This is a genomic window from Rhodoferax potami (assembly GCF_032193765.1).
Taxonomy (GTDB): domain Bacteria; phylum Pseudomonadota; class Gammaproteobacteria; order Burkholderiales; family Burkholderiaceae_C; genus Allorhodoferax; species Allorhodoferax potami.
Genome location: NZ_JAVBIJ010000001.1, coordinates 3,200,582 through 3,216,885 on the forward strand (window position 1 = coordinate 3,200,582; position 16,304 = coordinate 3,216,885).

Annotated in this window: 12 protein-coding genes; 1 reads left to right on the plus strand and 11 read right to left on the minus strand. The window is 59.5% G+C overall.

Annotated elements, in window-relative coordinates; all coding sequences use genetic code 11:
- Window positions 1–34 precede the first annotated feature (34 nt).
- Genes RAE21_RS15490 through RAE21_RS15510 form a run of 5 tightly spaced genes read right to left on the minus strand, consistent with a single transcriptional unit; the run spans window position 35 to window position 6,131 of the window.
- Window positions 35–3,823 carry a LamG-like jellyroll fold domain-containing protein gene (locus tag RAE21_RS15490; protein ID WP_313882123.1) on the minus strand — a complete coding sequence of 1,263 codons (3,789 nt, stop codon included), beginning with the start codon at window positions 3,821–3,823 and terminating at the stop codon, window positions 35–37.
- A complete protein-coding gene (locus tag RAE21_RS15495) occupies window positions 3,823–4,239 on the minus strand; it encodes a hypothetical protein (RefSeq protein ID WP_313882124.1) in 417 nt (138 codons plus the stop codon). Before RAE21_RS15495 ends, RAE21_RS15490 begins: the two co-directional genes overlap by 1 nt.
- On the minus strand, window positions 4,236–5,153 hold the full coding sequence (locus tag RAE21_RS15500; protein WP_313882125.1) for a type II secretion system protein: 918 nt from the start codon (window positions 5,151–5,153) through the stop codon (window positions 4,236–4,238). The genes RAE21_RS15495 and RAE21_RS15500 overlap by 4 nt, the downstream gene beginning before the upstream one ends.
- 2 nt (window positions 5,154–5,155) lie before the next feature.
- Complete coding sequence (locus tag RAE21_RS15505) at window positions 5,156–5,590, minus strand: type IV pilus modification PilV family protein (RefSeq protein ID WP_313882126.1); 435 nt, start codon at window positions 5,588–5,590, stop codon at window positions 5,156–5,158.
- Window positions 5,583–6,131 carry a pilus assembly FimT family protein gene (locus tag RAE21_RS15510; RefSeq protein ID WP_313882127.1) on the minus strand — a complete coding sequence of 183 codons (549 nt, stop codon included), beginning with the start codon at window positions 6,129–6,131 and terminating at the stop codon, window positions 5,583–5,585. The genes RAE21_RS15505 and RAE21_RS15510 overlap by 8 nt, the downstream gene beginning before the upstream one ends.
- A gap of 129 nt (window positions 6,132–6,260) precedes the next feature.
- Between RAE21_RS15510 and RAE21_RS15515 the strand changes: the two genes are divergently transcribed.
- Window positions 6,261–8,363 carry an O-antigen ligase family protein gene (locus tag RAE21_RS15515; RefSeq protein ID WP_313882128.1) on the plus strand — a complete coding sequence of 701 codons (2,103 nt, stop codon included), beginning with the start codon at window positions 6,261–6,263 and terminating at the stop codon, window positions 8,361–8,363.
- A 62-nt stretch (window positions 8,364–8,425) separates the two neighbouring features.
- Here the strand turns inward: RAE21_RS15515 and RAE21_RS15520 are convergent, their stop codons facing one another.
- The 6 genes from RAE21_RS15520 to metH form a co-directional block, all read right to left on the minus strand.
- Window positions 8,426–8,815: a pilin gene (locus RAE21_RS15520; protein WP_313882129.1), complete on the minus strand. Its 390-nt coding sequence runs from the start codon at window positions 8,813–8,815 to the stop codon at window positions 8,426–8,428.
- 149 nt (window positions 8,816–8,964) lie between these two features.
- On the minus strand, window positions 8,965–9,483 hold the full coding sequence (locus tag RAE21_RS15525) for a hypothetical protein (RefSeq protein ID WP_313882130.1): 519 nt from the start codon (window positions 9,481–9,483) through the stop codon (window positions 8,965–8,967).
- 3 nt (window positions 9,484–9,486) lie between these two features.
- Complete coding sequence (locus RAE21_RS15530; protein WP_313882131.1) at window positions 9,487–10,725, minus strand: type II secretion system F family protein; 1,239 nt, start codon at window positions 10,723–10,725, stop codon at window positions 9,487–9,489.
- Window positions 10,726–10,727: 2 nt separating this feature from the next.
- Window positions 10,728–12,494 carry a GspE/PulE family protein gene (locus RAE21_RS15535; RefSeq protein ID WP_313882132.1) on the minus strand — a complete coding sequence of 589 codons (1,767 nt, stop codon included), beginning with the start codon at window positions 12,492–12,494 and terminating at the stop codon, window positions 10,728–10,730.
- 45 nt (window positions 12,495–12,539) lie between these two features.
- Window positions 12,540–13,352, minus strand: coding sequence for an outer membrane lipoprotein (locus RAE21_RS15540; RefSeq protein ID WP_313882133.1), 813 nt, complete (start codon window positions 13,350–13,352; stop codon window positions 12,540–12,542).
- 176 nt (window positions 13,353–13,528) lie between these two features.
- Window positions 13,529–16,294: a methionine synthase gene (gene metH, locus RAE21_RS15545; protein ID WP_313882134.1), complete on the minus strand. Its 2,766-nt coding sequence runs from the start codon at window positions 16,292–16,294 to the stop codon at window positions 13,529–13,531.
- Window positions 16,295–16,304 lie beyond the last annotated feature (10 nt).

Below are 16,304 nucleotides of genomic sequence, written 5' to 3' on the forward strand. Positions count from 1 at the left end.
CCGGTTTTCCATGTCAGTTGATGAATTGCCGTTTTCAGTAGTTCTCGCGCAAGTAGATCAAGGGGCTCTTGTAAACCCCAAAAGTGGCCTTGGCGGTGGGGTTACTACCGAACCACGGTCGATTGGCGGCGGTAGCCGAACTAGATGTGCTGGAAACACAGGTACTACCGGATGCAGTGGCGCCTACATTCATGGTGAGTTGCACACTGCCGCTATTTCCTTGGCCCGGCCTGCTCAGGACTACGCCGCTGCCGGATAGCTTCCCGTTCGACAGGGTTTGCGTCGCCGTAGGTGAAATCTGTGTTTCACAGGCGGCGAGGTTACCGGAATAGCTGGACATGGCGATGCTGGAGAGATTCAGTGTGGTGCAACTGTCCCGGATGTTGGTTACATAGTATGAGCCGTTCCAATAGCGGGCTTCCAAGGGGACAGGCAAACTCATCAACTCCGAGCCATACACATTGGACATCCGCAACTGACCATAACGAATGCGAGTAGTGCCGGTCTCGTTGGTCGCACTGAAGAACGTGCTCCCATCGGGATCTGCAATTGCGGCATTGAGCTTGAAACTGTCATAGGGCCCGTCCGGCGATACCAGCAGCTTGCTAAAGGCGTAAGTGTCATTTATGACCCACTGCCCGGAACTCCAAAGTGCCGAGTTTGGCATTGTCGGAAAAGTCGGGCTGCTGAGCCTTGAGGTGGCCACTGCTGGGCCATCGTTATCCCCACTGATGGTCACAGATGCAAGGTTGGTGTAGCCGGTGGTGTAACGGCTGACTACCGGGTCGGTCGCCGATGCCGTGCCACCACTGGAGGCATGGGCCTTGATGGTGAGCAATACACCCAAGGCGTCTTCATCCATATAGGTAAAGCCGCCAGCCGCGCAACTGGGGGTGATGGTCCCGGTAAAAGAGTAATGGCTGGGAAACCAGCGGCCAAATTTGGGGGAGGCTGCACTTCCGATATTGCAGCCGTATTTGCCGCTGTTGAGCGCGTTGGAAGTACTGCCCACCACGCAATCTGCATTCACTCGATCCACACCCGTAAATGCGGAGTCCACAACGCCGTCCACCTCAAACTGGAGATTGCCAACGTCCAAGTATTTAAAGCTACTGCCACTGGCCTTTGTGCCACTCGAGGGATTAAAACTACCTGAGAAAGATCCGGTAGCCACCGTCACATTGTTGTGATCTTTGACTTTGGACGCGACAACCGCCGGTGCACTACCCACGTAACCACCACTCACATTCAACGCGGTGGCCTCCAACGCGAAGCTGGAACCTGCAACCGCACTGGGACTGCCCGTCAGGTTAGCGTTGTTCAGCGTCGGCGCCGTCACCTGCAGTTGAGTGGGGCGGATCGCGAAGTTGTCGCTGGAACATGCAGGTGCTGAGGCACCCACCCTCATACGCACGCGCACATTCGAGGCTGCGTTGGGATACGTCAGCGAGAGGTTCTTTCGTCCTTGGTTACCGCTCGCAAAAACTACATTGGTGGATGTATTCAAGCCGGATCCGGTCGGGCAGTCGACCGTAGACGCGTCTACCAAATCAACCGCCACGGTTCCGGTATAGCCAGTGTTTACCGTAGCGGAGGCGTTGAGAGCCAGAACATCTACATTGAATCCGGTTCCCGCCAATTTGGTGAACAGCCTAGATTTAGGGGCCGCACCTTGTTCTACGGCGTCAAAGCTGCAAGATGCCGATGCAAACGTCATGGTGCAAGACTCCGTGGAGCCCGCAAAGCAACGCGTCGCTCCTCCGGGGGCCGGTGACACGTTGACAGTACCCAAAGTGACAGCGCCCGCCGTGCTTCTACCAAGCTGACGTGTGGCGACCCCTCCCGAAACGGTGAAGGAATCACCATTGGTCCAGGCGCCAGTAGGCGTAAGTTGCACCTGCACGTCCCCCGGGTACAACGTTGAGCAACTGGCGTTTTGACAGGCTTTGATGGTGACGGTCTCTGGATTGCAAATCGAGCCATTGCCGTCATGCTCAATCCGAATGTGGTCAAAGGTCCCGGAGCAAGAGCGCCCGATGGTCATATCAGCACGAACTTGCGCTTCGCTGAGTTGCGTGTTGTAAAGCTTGACCTCGTCTATCAAGCCTTGGAAGTTTCTATCCGTTCGCACTGCGCAAGTACCCGTTCCTACGTCGCCTCCCACATAAAAATTGCAGTTGTTCGCGGTCAACGTACCCTTCCAAGTGCCAACATTGGCGTCGGCAACACCATTGATGTAAATGCGCTGCTGTCCTGTAATCGAATTAAAAGTAATCGCAACGTGCGTCCACTGATTGAGCGGAATCGTGGTGGCGGAAGTGATCGAGGGACCGTTCCACCACCAATAGAGTTTGCCGTTCCTATCAATGTGAAATTCGTAATTCACATCATTGGACAAAACAGAAAACAAATCTGCACCATTGGCGACCGATGGATATGCAGTCGGAAAAATCCATGCAGACGCTGAGAGCTGGGTGGTGTAGTCAAAGAGGGGGCTGCTCGCAACCTCGACTACCGCCCTTCTGTCAAATCTCGCTGCATTACAAAAGTCACCATTGACGGCGCTGAATTGAGAAGAAATCGCCGTTGCGGGGAGTACTTCATTTGTTGTGGTCGGCACGGATGTGGTTATCCGTTTCCCGTGAAGGTTTGTTCCTCCGGAGTCCAAAACCTCTCCCGCTGCACCAGTCCAACTGCCGACTGGCGCATCAAACTTGAAATGGGTAATGCTGCCAGTCAATGACAAGACAGATGCAGTCGCTGATCCACTGACGTTGCTGCTCGCCGTATTGCTCAATACGCCGCTTTGCAACAACCTGACAGCCAGCGTAAGTTGCGCAGTTTCACCCGCGGGAATGGTTGGAATCGTCCACGTCAGATTTTGGCCGCTGACTGCCACTGAACCGGTAGATACAGCGCTGGTTACATAGGCCATCGATGCAGGCAATACATCTGTCACTGTCACCGCTGACAAATCTGTCATGGCTGGATTCGACATCGTGATGCTGAACGTCACGACGGAGTTTTGTACAGCAGCAGATGCGCTGGAAACTTTGGTCAAAACCGGCAACGCTCGCAAAACCAAGGAATGCGCGGCGCCCGCATCCGCGTTGTTAGCGGCGGTGGCTATCTGCCCACCGGTTGCACCCGCTCCACTCAACGCCTTGTAATTCATCGATAACGTCACTCCGGTTGCCGGGAGGGTAGGTAAAGTTGCGACATCTACCGCCTCGGTCATTCCACTCGGTGGCGCCCAGGACGAAGAACTTGCGTATTCATGCGATGTGACCAATACGCCGCTGGGCACGTTAGGACTGACAGATGGCGCTGAATGCGTCAGTGATGCCGGAGTTGCTGCAGCAGCGCTGACCACGATCGGGCTGGCAGTATCGACACCTCCGAAAGCAGTTATGCCAACTGCAACACTTATGCCGACACCTGACACCGTCCATGTGTACGACGCGGGTTCGCTAGCACCTGCAACTTTGTAATAAGTTACCAAACGGGAACTGTTCACGGCCGCCTGTGGCGTATCCAAAATCAGGATCCACCCGGCTGGAGGGCTAACCGTTGCCGTATTGGGACTCAACGCAACACTGGCGATCAAAACGTCTTTATCCACTACGCCAGCCGGCTTGGTGACCGCAAAAGACGTTGCTACCGTCGAAATGGCCTGCGCTGCGCCTCTGTAAACAATTTGCGCGTGTACACCCGTTGGGATGAAAAGCATCAAACCCAGGCAAAGTGCAAGTAGTTGAGTGCGCGGAAACAAGATGCAAAGAAGCCTCTTTGCCTTCCCCGAAATACATTCGATAGTGAACATCACATCTCCACTGAAGCGCTGACGCTGCGCTCCACATAGTTGGCATTTCCTGATGAGCCTGCGCTGGCCCTCGACTCAAAACGGTACACCAGAATGGTGTTGACCCCGTCGATATAGCTGGCTCGCCTGCAGGTCACCGTCAGGGTAAAGCCCTCCACACTGGCCGGGGCACCGGTCATGGCCGTGGGAGTGCCACTCTGGCATGCCGTTGAGTCCGCGATTACCTTGGCCACACCGAAACCCAAACCGGCACGCGCAGCCCAATAGGCGCGTGACCCCTGCAAGTCTTGTGCAGAGCTCAGTTGCTGGGTGTTGGAAAACGTAATCATGAATCCACCGAGTGCCGCCAGTATCACCACCAGAAAAATGGCGGCAATGGCAGCAAACCCGTGTTGAACGCGCGATGTCATTGTCATGGCGTGTTGTTTATGTTGATCTGGTGAAACAGGCTCACCATCTCCCCGTCACTGGTAAGGCTGAGGGACATTTGAATCAAGCCGTTGCGTTGCAAATCGCTGCCGTTGTAAGTGAATGAACACAGGTATCTGCCAGCTGCTGAGTCGAATGGAATGTTGTTAGCCATTACTGGCGCGCTGGCTAATTGGGCCGGTGTACCGCAAAAACCCGTAGCGCTGTTGGCAAACAAGGGGGCTGTTCCAGTGGCGAGGCCAGGCGTCGCCAAGCGCCGCAGGGTCCCACCTGTGCACACATAGGCCACTACGTTCTCCTCCACCGGCACCACATGAAAGCGCTTGGCGCCAGACTCCAGCGGAAACTGCTTGGCCGCAGCTAAGTTGATGCTGGTCTCTTCTGTGCCACTGCTGATGTCTGCCGCCAGGGTGCTCACGCGAGCTACGTTGTCGCCGTTGTAGGCGTTGGCGCCGGTGATCCCTAGGTTGTAGATCGCAATCAGGTCATTGGCCTTGATTTGCTGGTCCGCGCTCCAGTCCGCATTGCGCTCCAGCATGTTGAATGCACTATCGGCTGCAGCAAAGGTCAACCCCTTGCCATCACTAGCCACCCTGTCTTGCTCGCGGTAGCGCGCACCAGTTCGGGTAGGAATGAACTCCAAGCAGCTGTCAGAACCATTGACGGTGGACGTACGAACGCTATTTGGCAGCGCTTTGTGCAAGTCTCGGGACATGCGACGTACGGCGATATCAGCCACGTCCGTCAACGCCGCCCGCCGCCCGCTGGCAAAGTAGGCCTCAATCGGCGCCCGCATGAACACCGCCACCATGGCCCCCACGATGCCGAGGATGACGATCACCATCACCAGTTCCACCAAAGTGAAGCCGTGTTGCCGCGAAGCGAAGAGAGTGCGGGCCATAGTCAGTAATTCGTCCGGTAACCGGCCAAGGTGATGGACTCTGTGCCCCTGCTCACCGTCACCGTAACTTTTCTGGCTGCAATACCAAGCACTGCGCTGCCATCGCTCACCGCAATGCGCACCGAATAGGCCGATACCGCCGCAGGCAACGCGAGGTCGGCCTCGGTCTTGCCGTCGTAGTCGTCCACGTTGTCCCAGTTGGTGCGATCGGTCTCATCGGTATTTGTACCGTCGGGGTCGGCATAGGCTTTTTGCAGCACCTCCTCCAACACCGATTCGGCCAGCGCAATGGCCTGCTTGCGCACCATCGGGTCTGCGCTGGACTTCACGGTGGTGTTCATCACCGACAAGATACCCGCCAAACCGGCACTCACCACCACAATAAAGATGATGAGCTCGATCAGCGTGAAGCCGGAATGACGGCGTGGGCTATTCATGCACATACCCCGTGGCGGCTTCAATCGTGATGGATCTACCAACGTTCTCGACCTGCAATGTCTGGGTTGCGGCTGCGGCCCCGGAACTGTTGTACACCGGCTGGCCTAGGGCATCGAAATTAAAGCTAATCGGCGTACCGCTGAAGGCAACTCCGCTGCGGGCGCTGAGTCCCGCTTCACCGGCGGGCCCCCTCAAGGCCGTCCCGCTGGGGGCTGGCGGTGAGGCCGGGTCGCAGTTGTTGATCCCGGCAGCACCCGCGATCCGCAAACTGATGGCATTGGCACTCAGGGTCACACACACGGTGCGGCGCTGGGCGATGGCCGTCTTTTGCGCATAGCGCAAATAGGCCATGGACTGATCGTGGAACCCGCGGGCAAAGAAGTCGCCCGTGTTGATCATGCGCGGCACCGCGTACACCGACAGCACCCCGAGCAACACAATCACCATGACCAGCTCCACCAGCGTGAATCCGCGCATGCGCTTGCCCCGAGACGCGGGCATCGATTCCAACGCAAAATCCAAGGAAAAAGGCGGAGACATGGATCGTTTACATTTGCTATGCTTTTAGGAGCTATTCGCGCAGGAAAAGCAAGCGCTACAGCCTTATTTAATCATTAATCGTTGACCCCGTAGCGGGGTCGCGGCGGACCCGCAAAGCTTACCCCCAACATGCCTGCTGCACCAGCCTCCAATACACCCGAAAGTACCGCCATTTCTGCGGCCACTACGCCCGCTCACCGGAAGACCCGGGGCGCCGCTTGGGCACTCGCGCTCACCATTGCGCTCGTACCGGCGCTGGGTGTTCCCGGGGAATGGGTGTTGCAGGACACACTGAAGTCTGCGCTGCTGGCCATGGGCGTGGTGTGCGCCTTGGCACTGCTGCTCATTCGAGCGCTTCAGGCCCCTCGTGAGGAAAGCACCGAGTGGTATTTCCATGGCCTGCTGGCCTTTCCAGCCGTCTTGTGCCTGTATGCACTGGGCAGCATGGCGTGGTCGCACAGCTATCTGGCGGGGGCAGAGGCTGCGCGCTGGTGCATGCTTGGCGCGCTGTTATGGACATGCCTGCAGGTGCTACGGGGCGGACACGCCAAGCTGCTGGTGTGGGGCATCCATGCGGGCGCAATCGGTGCGGCGGCGTGGGGCGCAGCGCAGTTCTGGGGAGACCTCTCCTGGTTCCCGCAAGTGGCCGCACCGGCTTCGGTGTTTGTGAATCGCAATTTCTTTGCGGAGTATCTGGTGTGCACCCTGCCGTTCTCGGCGTATGCCCTGACGCAGCTGCGTTCCCCCAAGGGGCGAACCCTCATGGCACTGTCACTGGCAGGGAACCTCGCAGCCCTGCTCATGACCGGCACCCGCTCGGCACTGATAGCAGCAGCCATCATGGTGCCTGTCACTCTGGTCGTGCTGTGGCTCTACCGGCGAGCGGCGGATAGTCCGTCTTGGTCTCGGCGAGACGTAGCGCTCACCAGCTCGATTTTGCTGCTGGGGCTTGCGGGCTTGGCGCTCATCCCGAGCAATAGCCCGACCATCGTGGCCCAAGGGTATGGCTTAACCCCGTTGGAGCGCAGTGTGTACCGTGCGGGCTCGGTGGCAAAGCCCGAAGAGTACACAGAAGGCTCGTTTTCGATACGCGCGCTCATGTGGCGTGCCAGCATCCGCATGCTGATAGATCAGCCGTGGACCGGAGTCGGTGCGGGTGCTTGGGAGGTGCATATTCCGCGCTACCAGGGTGCCAATAACTCCGTCGAAACCGACTTTTATGCCCACAACGAACCCTTGCAGTTGCTGGCCGAATACGGCCTGCCGGTCGGCGGTGGCCTTTTGGCAGGCCTGCTCGGGTACCTGCTTTTCAGCGCCCAAACCCGCTGGCAGCGCTTGGCTCACGCCCGGCCCTCGGCAGCGGAAGCCTTGTGTGCGATAGCCCTGTGCAGCCTGTTGGGGCTGTTGCTGGTGAGTAATGCGGGGTTCCCGTGGCGACTCGCCAGCACCGGGGCGCTGTTCATGGTGGGGCTGGCGGTGCTGGCCCACGCAGACCCGCGCCCCTACCTGGCCAGCGCCGCCACTTTGCGCGCAGGGTTGGTGGCAACAAGCTTGGCGGGCTTGGTGAGTCTGGTGGTGAGTGGCTTGGCATTCCGGGCCGAATTCGCCATTATTCGCAGCATCCAGACGCTCAACCTCATCCTGAAGAACCCCACCATGCCGCCTGCAGAGTGGCAACGGCTACAAACCAAGGCGTGGGACTGGCTCAAAAAAGGGGTGGAGATTCACCCCCACTACCGCAAGCTCACGGCACAAGCGGGAGACGGTTTTGCCGCCACCGGCAACTTGCAGGCAGCACTCTGGGCCCAAAACTCGATTGCGGTATCGCGCCCGTACATTCCGGATGTCCGTGCCAACCAAATCTTGCTGAATGTCGCCCTGGACCGCAACGGCCCTGCCGCCGAGGCGTTTGCCGCTCTTGCAGCCTTGCAACCGGATACCCCGCGTACGCGGGCTTTAGACATTCTGCTTATGCGGCGCGCCGGCCAGACCGCCGAGGCGGCCCACAAGCTCCGCACCTACTTTGCAGGAGGGGTGCTTCAGTACGATTTGATCCAAATGGCCATCGCGATTGGCCTTGAAACCCGGGACGAGGCCTTGACGACACAGGCCTACCAGCTGTGGGTACGCCACTGGCCGCAAGACCGCCAGGCGCAAGCAACGAGCCTGAATGCCGCTCCCGCCGCTTGGCGGGAAGATATGAGCAAACTCAACGAAACGGCTCGCCCATGAAAAAAGCCAGTGCGAAACCACACTGGCTTTACAAGGTCTGAAGCAGGTAAGCTGCTATTACCTCAGGGCGTTGTAATGGCGATAAAAGACGCGGTTACTCCGGTGCCACCGCTTGGTGTAAATGTCAGAACACAATTGTTGCTGGTACCAGACGTAGTGGTAAAAGTGGTTGTATCCGCGGTGTATTCCGCGGATGGGAAGCTTCCGCCTTGCAAGGTAGCTTTAGTAGCATCACATGAATTCACAGCCGTTCCGGTGCCGCGGGCGGAGAACGTTGCGTAGTTGATGGCGGAGCCGGAAGACAGAGCACCCGCTACGCCTTGCACCGATGCCTTGCGGGCATCCGCAGACAGATCGACAAATTTGGGGATGGCCACTGCTGCCAAGATGCCCAAGATCACGATCACCATGACCAACTCGATCAATGTGAAGCCGCGCTGTACTTGTTTCATGTTGTCCACCTTCAAAAGAAAAATGTGAGTACCAATGCTAGATCATTCTAGGGGAGGCACAAGCTCTTGTGCCTGAGGATTAAGCCGATAGTCCGTGACTTTTCTCAAGATTCCTTTGGGTTTACGCCACCCATGGGTGCCAAGCGCCCTCATTCCAAGGGCAATCCGCCCCATACATAGGCCTGAATCGGCCGCAACTGGTAGGCCGCGGCCGTGCTTTCCACCATAAACCACACGGCTTGCGCGCCTGAGGGTGCGTCCAAACCGCCGGGCTCCAAGGGCTTGTAGCCGATACACCCGCACCGCTTGTCAAACACCCAACGACCCGGCGCGACCTCTTGCAGCAGCGCGGCCGGTACTTCACCGGCATAGTTGGCGACAGGCTGCTGGAGCATCCCGAAAGGATTGGGAACCACACTGTTGGCTGCCACCGGGTCACCGGTTCGCTTGCGCTGGGGCAGCATGGATTGCACATAGTCGAGCACCAGCGCAGTCCGCAAGGCGCCCAGCGTGCTTTGCACCGCAGCCCGCTCGGTTTGCGCACGAACCTGCTGGCCATAGCGCCACAACACAGCCGTGGCAATGCCAATACACAGCGTCAAGACGCCCCACTCGACCCAGCGGCTGTTCCAACGCACGCGGGCTACCGGAGTGCGGGCAGTGGCCATGGCCTAGCCTCCGCCCTTGCCCATGGCGGCTTGCCCCATATTCCACAGAGGCAGAAACACACCCAGCGCCAGCAACAAGACCAGGGCGCCGATCACCGCCAACAGCACCGGCTCAATAGCCGCAGACAGGCCCTTGATGTTGTAGTCCGTCTCACGCTCATACATGCCGGCGATCTCGAACAACAGGTTATCGAGCTCCCCGGTTTCTTCGCCCACATTGATCATTTGCAGCACCACCGGCGTGAACACGCCCGTGGCGGCTGCGCAACGCGAGATACTTTCACCCCGCTCAATGCCGTCCCGCATCTGCTCGATCCGGGCTCCGATGAAGGCGTTGTCCACCGTTTGAGCCACGACTGTTAGCGCTTGCACCAGAGGAACGCCACTTTGACTGCTCAAGGCGAAGCTACGGGCGAAACGGGCCAGCGTCGCTTTGAGAATGATTTCGCCAATGATGGGAAGCTTGAGCTTGCGCGCATCCCATTTGTAACGCCCGCCGGGCGTTCGTAAATACGCGCGAACACCAATGGCAACCACCACCGAGGCCACGATCAGCAGCGGCCACCAATTGAGCATCCAATTTGAAAACCCGAGCAGCCCCCGGGTGATCAACGGTAACTCGGTGTTGAACCCGGCAAATACTTTGGCGAAGACCGGGATCACAAAAATATTCAAGATCACAATGGCCGCGGCCATCGCCATCAACACAAAGGTGGGGTAGCGGGTAGCTTGTTTGATGCGCTCGCGGACATCGCGCTCAAACTCCATGTGCTCATTGAGCCGGAGGAACACCTCGGTGAGGCGGCCGGTCATTTCGCCGACCCGGATCATGGAAATATAAAAGTTTCCAAACAACGCGACATGGCGCCCCAAGGCCACCGAGAGCTCACGCCCCTGGTCCAAACTGGCGCGCACATCCTTGAGCAAGTCGACCATGGCCGGCTTGGTGGCCGAGGCCTCCAGCCCCGCAAAGGCCCGCAGAATCGGCACGCCCGCCTTGTTCAGGGTGTACATTTGGCGCGAAAAAATCAGCACGTCGTCCACATCCACCGGGCGGGCTGTCAAAAAAGCCAGAGGGTCTTTTTTGTCTTTGGTATCGACTGCCTTGGACACCGCAATGTGCACCGGCGCAACGCCGATGGACATGAGCTGATCGGCCACACCGCCTTCGGTCATGGCCTCCAACTGCCCGCTTACGGATTCACCCCGGTTGTTACGTCCGCGCCAGTCGTAGATTGCCATGGTCAGCCCAACATGGCCTCATCGCCATCCGAGTCGAACCCGATGCGCAGCGCCTCGGCCAAGGAGGTTTTGCCGCTGCGCACCAACTGCAGGGCATGGAAGGCCATGGTTTGACCCTTCATGCGCTCGCGCGCCGTCTTCAGAAAAGTAGCAGGGTCGCTCTGCGTGGCAGCGTGGGTCAGGGCGGCATCCATCTCCAAGAGTTCATACACGCCTTGGCGCCCCGAATAGCCAGTGCCATTGCACTGCGAGCAACCCAAACCGCGCTTGGGCTTGAGCACCTCACCGGGCTCCAACATGGCCTCCATCCACGACTGCTCTTGCGGCGTGGGGGTGTGCGGTGCCAGGCACTCTTGGCAGTTCAAGCGCAGCAAGCGCTGGGCAATCACGGCTTGCAAGGACGTGGCGACCATGAAGGCCGGCACGCCCATATCCAGCAAGCGGAACGGGGTACCGATGGCATCCCGGGTGTGCAAGGTGGAGAGCACCAAGTGTCCCGTAATGGCGGCGCGCAAGCCGATTTCTGCAGTCTCGGCATCGCGCATTTCCCCGACCAGAATCACATCCGGATCCTGGCGCAGACAAGCCCGCAGCACGCGCGAAAATGTCAATTCAATTTTGTCGTTGACCTGCACCTGCGTGATGGCTGGCAAGCGGTATTCGACCGGGTCTTCGACCGTGATCACTTTAAGCTCTGCCGCATTGATCTCGGCCAAGGCGGCATAGAGAGTGGTGGTTTTGCCGGAGCCTGTAGGCCCGGTCACCAGCACCATGCCGGAGGAGCGGGACAGCACATCGCGAAAACGCTTGAGCATGTCGGCCGGCATACCGATGGTGTCCAGGCGGCGCATACCGGCGCCCTGGTTCAACAAGCGCATCACGGCTGACTCGCCGTAGGTGGTGGGTAGCGTGGACAGGCGCACATCGATGGTGTTGTCCTTCAGCCGGACCGAGAAGCGGCCATCTTGGGGCAAGCGCTTCTCAGAAATGTCCAAGCCGGCCATCAGTTTCAAACGTTGGGCCAGTGCGCCACCAATGCGCTTGTCGGCTTGCGTTTGGGTCTGGAGCACGCCATCGACCCGCACGCGGATCTGCAAAAAGCCTTCTTGCGGTTCAATGTGGACATCGGACGCGCCCACCTGGGTTGCGTCCTCAAACAGCGATTGGAGCAAGCGCACCACCGGTGCGCCCTCTTGGCCCACGCTGGCGGTAAGTTCACCGAAGTCCACCGCATCGCCGAGGTCTTTTTCCAGCGCGCGGGCCAGACCACTGATTTCTTCGGTGCGGCGGTACAGCCGGTCGAAGGCCAAAGCCAAATGGCTCTCGGGCACTGCCGCAATACCGATGTTGCGCTTGAGAAGGCGGGTGAGCTCGTCGTAGGCAAACAGGTCCAGCGGGTCGGCCAAGGCGACGAGCAAGACATCGCCCTTGTCCTCGAGCACCAGCGCCTTGAAGCGGCGCGCAGCCGCTTCGGGCAGCAGCTTCACCACATCAGCACGGAAAGGAAAGGTTTTGAGGTTGACGAAGGGAACACGCAGCTGCCGGGCCAAGCCGTTGGCGAGTAGCTCTTCGGTGATCACGCCCGTTTCAATCAACAGACGCCCGACCTTTTTGCCGGTCGTGCGCTGCAGGTCAAGGGTTTGCTGCAACTGCTCCTGGGAAATGAGCTTTTGCTGCACCAGCACATCGCCCAAACGCAGCTTCTCCGGGCGGCCCGAGGGCGGCCGCGGAGCGTCCGTCGCACCGGGCGAAGCCGTTGCCATATTCATGCGCTATTCCTTTTGCGGTTTGCAAAAATAATAGCATGGGGCCCCTCAGGTGTTGCTGGGAAAAGCCCCCGAATTCCGGTCAGAAGCGGCGGCCGCCGGGCTGATCCGGTTGCCGTCCAGCGTCACCGCCTGGCCGATGGTCGGGGCGGTGGACTGCTCCACGGTGCGCAAGCTGCCATCTTCCATGCGGACATCCACTTGGTAGACGGTGTCTTTCTTCAAGCGCTTTTCCACGGTGTTACCCGCCCAGCCGCCACCCAACACGCCGGCGATGGTGGCCAAGGCCTTGCCGTCGCCGCCACCGAACTGGTTACCCACCAAGCCACCCAGCACTGCACCCGCCACGGCACCGGCCCCGCTGGGGTTGGCGCTTTCACGCTGGATGGGGGTCACGCCCTCGATAACGCCGCACTGGGTGCAGACCACCTTGGAGGGCACTTTCGCGGGTGCGTGTGCCGGCGCTTGGGCGGTAGCAACCGGGGGCTCAGCCGGCGCTGGTGCAACGACCGGTGTCGCCGGCGCTTTTGCTACAGGCTGCTGCGCTATGACTTTAGCAGCGCGAGGTGCTTGATTTTCTTGGGCGGAGGTCGGTTTTGACTGCTTTTTCTCCGCATGTACCGAAGTGGATGCCGTGTCCGGCGCTACAACAGAAGGGGAAGCCGTTACCACGGGCGTAGCAGCAGCAGGGGTGCTGATGGCCAGCACTTCAATTGGGGCCTCCGCAGTAGCGGTTTTGGTTTGCTGGTGCAGCACAACCGCACCCAACGCCAAGGTGCTGACGCTCAGAGCGCCGATGGCACCCCATAGAAATTTATTACCCGTCGCAACAACCGCGGGTTGGGACACAACAGTCGACATACATCTCCTTCGTTCAGACAAACAGGCTGCACTTTTCGGCGCCTGCTCTTCAGCTAACGCTTGACAGGCCCTGAAGGTACACAGCCTGCACGACGGGGAGGTATCTGATTTGTAACGCTGGGTAAAGCTGCGCTACCGCAGCCACTATGACTGCGGTAGCGGGCAGACATGCAGAATTACAGGTTAGGCGCCAACAAGCGCTCCAGCTCGGCGCGGTCCAGTTGGCGGCGCTCGGCCAGGTCGTGCACCTGGTCGTCGCCGATCTTGCCGACGTTGAAGTAAGTGGCATCAGGGTGGCCAATATAGAAGCCGCTAACGCTGGCTGCCGGGGTCATGGCCAGGCTCTCAGTCACCGTCATGCCCACCTCGTCGCACTGCAGCAGCGCAAACATGTCTTTCTTGGCGCTGTGGTCCGGGCAGGCGGGGTAGCCGGGTGCGGGGCGGATGCCTTGGTACTTTTCGCCGATCAGGTCTTCGTTGCTCAGGGTTTCGCCAGCGGCGTAGCCCCAGAGGTCGGTGCGCACTTTTTTATGCAGGCATTCGGCAAAGGCTTCGGCCAGGCGGTCGGCAATCGACTTGAGCATGATGGCGCTGTAGTCGTCGTGCGCGGCTTCAAAGGCTTCGGCCCGCTTGTCCGCACCGATACCAGCAGTGACTGCGAACATGCCGGCGTAGTCGGCTTGGACGCCACGGGGTGCCACAAAGTCAGCCAAGCAGCGGCTCGGGCGCATAACACCATCAATCTCCTGCTTCTCGGTTTGCTGGCGCAGGCCGTACCAGGTCATGGCGACCTCCGTACGGGACTCGTCGGTGTAGAAGGCGATGTCGTCGTCGTTCACCGTGTTGGCCGGGTACAGCGCCACAACCGCATTGGCGGTCAACCAGCGGCCATCGATGATTTTTTTCAGCAAGGCCTGGCCGTCGGCCAGCACGCGCCGGGCCTGCTCGCCCACCACCTCGTCTTGCAGAATCGCCGGGTAGGGGCCGGCCAGATCCCAAGTCTGGAAGAAGGGGCCCCAGTCGATGTACTGGGCCAGCTCGCCCAAGTCAAAATTCTTGAACACGCGCCGGCCGATGAACTTGGGCACCGCGGCTTGGTGGGCCGCCCAGTCGATAGGCGTCTTGTTGGCGCGCGCGCGGGCCAGGCTCCACAGCGGCGTCTGCTTTTTGTTGGCGTGCTGCTGGCGCACGCGGTCGTAGTCAGCATTCAATTCCGCAAGGTAGCTGGGCGCACCATCGCCCAGCAGGCTTTGGGCCACGCTGACGCTGCGTGAGGCATCGGGCACATAGACCACCGGGCCTTCGTAGTTCGGCGCAATCTTCACCGCGGTGTGGACGCGACTGCAGGTGGCGCCGCCAATGAGTAGCGGGATGTTGCGGCTGCGGAAGTACTCGTCCTTCTGCATTTCGCCGGCCACATATTGCATCTCTTCCAGGCTAGGAGTGATCAAGCCGGAGAGGCCGATGATGTCTGCGCCCTCCTCTTTGGCCTTGGCCAAAATTTCGTGGCAAGGCACCATCACGCCCATGTTCACCACGTCAAAGTTATTGCACTGGAGCACCACGGTCACGATGTTTTTGCCGATGTCGTGCACGTCGCCTTTGACGGTGGCAATCACGATCTTGCCTTTGGCTTTCGCCTCGCCACCGGCTTCCACCATGGCGAGCTTTTCAGCCTCGATGTAGGGCAGCAAATGCGCCACCGCGCTCTTCATGACGCGGGCACTCTTCACCACTTGCGGCAGGAACATCTTGCCCTGACCGAACAAATCGCCCACCACGTTCATGCCGTCCATGAGCGGGCCTTCGATCACGTGCAGTGGACGGCCACCCTTGGCCAGAATTTCGCGGTAGGCCTCTTCGGTGTCGACAGTGATGAAGTCGGTAATGCCGTGCACGAGCGCGTGGCTCAGGCGCTGGGCTACCGCCACAGGGGCCTCGGGCGTGCCACGCCATTCGAGCTTTTTGCTCTCGTCTTTGGCGCCGCTCTTGGCGGTTTCAGCAATCTCCACCAAGCGCTCACCGGCATCTTCGCGGCGGTTCAGCACCACGTCTTCCACCCGCTCGCGCAGCGCGGGTTCCAGGTCGTCGTATACGCCGACCATGCCCGCGTTCACGATGCCCATGTCCATACCGGCTTTGATCGCGTGGTACAGGAACACGGTGTGGATGGCTTCGCGCACCGGGTCGTTGCCGCGGAAACTGAAGGACACGTTGGACACGCCACCGCTCACCTTGGCGCCGGGCAGGTTCTGCTTGATCCAGCGGGTGGCCTCGATGAAGTCCACCGCGTAGTTGTTGTGCTCTTCAATGCCGGTGGCAATCGCAAAGATATTGGGGTCGAAGATGATGTCCTCGGGCGGAAAGTCCACCTCGTCCACCAGCACGCGGTAGGCGCGCTCGCAGATCTCGATCTTGCGAGCATAGGTATCGGCCTGACCTTTTTCATCAAACGCCATCACCACGGCGGCAGCGCCATAGCGGCGTAGCAGCTTGGCCTGGCGCTTGAATTCATCCAAGCCTTCTTTCATGCTGATGGAGTTCACCACCGCCTTACCCTGCACGCAGCGCAGGCCCGCTTCGATCACGCTCCACTTGGAGCTGTCGATCATGATGGGCACGCGGGAAATATCCGGCTCGGAAGCGATGAGGTTCAGGAAGCGCACCATGGCGGCCTGGCTGTCCAGCATGGCCTCGTCCATGTTGATGTCGATGATCTGCGCGCCGTTTTCCACCTGCTGGCGGGCCACGGCCAAAGCTTCTTCGAACTGGCCGTTCAAGATCATGCGGGCGAATGCCTTGGAGCCGGTGACGTTGGTCCGCTCACCCACGTTCACAAACAGGCTGCTGCTGTCGATGGAGATGGGCTCCAAGCCCGAGAGCAGCATGGGTGCTACGGAATTGATAGCTGCTGGCGCAGACGATACGAGGGCTTGAGGCATAAAAGACCTA